General features: G+C 47.2%; 2 protein-coding genes and 1 pseudogene. All 3 read left to right on the top strand.

Annotation, left to right across the window (positions count from 1 at the left end):
• Window positions 1–318: 318 nt before the first annotated feature.
• Window positions 319–1188 (top strand): MBL fold metallo-hydrolase, encoded by an 870-nt coding sequence (locus tag QZT18_RS23420; protein WP_294152155.1) that lies wholly within the window; start codon window positions 319–321, stop codon window positions 1186–1188.
• A 56-nt stretch (window positions 1189–1244) separates the two neighbouring features.
• Complete coding sequence (locus QZT18_RS23415) at window positions 1245–1748, top strand: dihydrofolate reductase (protein ID WP_294152153.1); 504 nt, start codon at window positions 1245–1247, stop codon at window positions 1746–1748.
• A gap of 262 nt (window positions 1749–2010) precedes the next feature.
• Window positions 2011–2123: pseudogene (locus QZT18_RS23410) on the top strand (NAD-binding oxidoreductase); the annotation flags it as partial.

Genomic DNA, 2123 nt, shown 5'->3' with positions numbered 1-2123 from the left:
GTCCCTCACGAGCTTAGCATCCGCTGTGCGCTTCACAAGCGGGAGCGTGTCCCCGTAGGAAAGTCTTTCTCCGGATTCCCCCTCACCACCCCTGCAAACCGGGACTGAAGACTCATCCATCCAACCCACTCCCCCGTCCGCCGTCTCACAGAGGCGTCCTCGCATCTCAACTAATCTCAACTGATCAGAGTAGAGCTTGTATTTACAGTAAAAATATAGTAGAATACGTAACAGTCCAGATACAGGGCAAATTTATGGGAGCATACTCCCTAAAACCTGTAATAGAGGAAAATGTGAGTTTTAATTAAGGAGAATAAAATGAGAGTAATAGATGTATCCGGAGTTGGAGCGGCGGCCGTTTTCCTGATAAAGGGAAAATCGAATATCCTGTTTGAGGCGGGGATGGCCTATGCGGCTGATTTGATGGTTGAGAAAATCAGGCGTGAGCTGGATGGCGGGAAGGTGGACGCGGTTCTTTTGTCCCACTCCCATTATGACCATGTGGCAGGTCTTCCGGCTGTGCGGAAAGCCTGGCCGGAGGTGAAGGTGTATGCCTCGGAGCGGGCGAAGGAGATTCTGGTAAAGCCGTCGGCGCTTTCGACAATCAGGAACTTAAGCAGTATTGCGGCCGGTGCGGCCGGCATGAGCTGGGATCAGGACTACCGGGATGAGGACTTGAGGGTCGATGTGGTGCTCAAGGACGGGGAGACGGTCCAGCTTGGGGATCACAAGGTCTTTGCGTTTGAAACATCGGGACATACAAAATGTTCTCTTTCCTATATTGTGGACAATGAACTGATGCTGTGCAGCGAATCGGTCGGCGTGCTCGGACCGTCCGGCGGTTATATGCCGGCATTTCTGGTGGATTATAAGGGAGCCAGGGAGTCCATTATCAAGTCCAGAAATTACCATGTGAAAGATATTATATTAAACCACTACGGATTTGTAAGTGAAGAAGATAAACCGCGCATCTGGGATATTATGTTGGAAAAACTGGAGGACAGTAAAAACAGGATGATCCGGATTATGAAGGAATGCGGTTCGGATGAGGAAGCTCTCAAAAAAATGGAGAGCGTTTTCCATGAGAAGGTAGATAAGAAAGAGCAGCCGGATGAGGCGTTTGACATCAATGCGCTGAGTATGATGAAAACGCTGCGGCGTCAGTTTCCGGAAAAATTTGAAGAGTGACACTGTATTTATAGAAGAAACACAGAGACAGGAAATATCGGAAAGGCAGGTGCGGTATGCAGTTAATAGCGGCGGTAGACAAAAACTGGGCCATCGGGCAGAGGGGACAGATGCTGGTTACCATACCGGCGGATCAGAAGCTGTTCCGTCAGGAGACAATGGGAAAGATTATTGTAATGGGAAGAAAAACCTTCCTCACGCTTCCGGGGGAGCGCCCGTTAGACGGAAGAATCAACCTGATTCTGACGACGGACAGGAGCTTTAAGATGAAGGGAGCCGATGTCTGCTACAGTATGGATGAGGCGATGGAAAAACTTGAACGGTATAAAAAAGAACGCGGATTCACGGATCAGGACATTTATATCATCGGAGGCCAGAGCGTCTATGAGCAGTTCCTGCCATACTGCGATACGGCCCACATCACATACATCGATTATGCATATCAGGCCGATACCTATCTAGTGAATCTGGAAAAAGAGGGATGGATTGTGACCGAGGAAAGTGACGAACAGACCTACTTTGATCTCTGCTATGAGTTCAGAAAATACAGAAGGCCATAGGGGAGATTGTCTGTACAACTTTAAACTGCTTTTCTAATTACAACAGTATTTTTAAAAGGGAAGACATGTTTTTGCTTGTCTTTATAGAGGTGAAGTGGTAAAATGTAGGCAATCTTTTGCATATTTATGTCATTTTCCGCAGAACAGACCTCGAAACAGCAGAGTTTTACAGGTAATGTTCCTGCAGTGTATCGCAGTATATTTACAAAGTATGCAAAGGCAGAAATACATCGAATAGAACAGAGGAAACAGGAGGAAAAGCATGTACCAGATTTTAAAAGCGGAAAAGCTGGCTGATAAAATTTATCTGATGGTCGTGGAAGCCCCCAGAGTCGCACGTTCCTGCGAACCGGGTGAGTTTGTGATTGTCAAGAT

Source organism: uncultured Clostridium sp., from assembly GCF_900547735.1.
Taxonomy (GTDB): Bacteria; Bacillota; Clostridia; order Lachnospirales; family Lachnospiraceae; genus Otoolea.
The sequence above is the reverse complement of the archived record's forward strand: the minus strand, read 5'-3'. Positions and strand labels throughout refer to the sequence as shown.

Excerpts from the sequence above, each read along its gene's own strand:
- QZT18_RS23415 (WP_294152153.1), top strand. The coding sequence starts at position 1,245 with ATGCAGTTAATAGCGGCGGTAGACAAAAACTGGGCCATCGGGCAGAGG.
- QZT18_RS23420 (WP_294152155.1), top strand. The coding sequence starts at position 319 with ATGAGAGTAATAGATGTATCCGGAGTTGGAGCGGCGGCCGTTTTCCTG.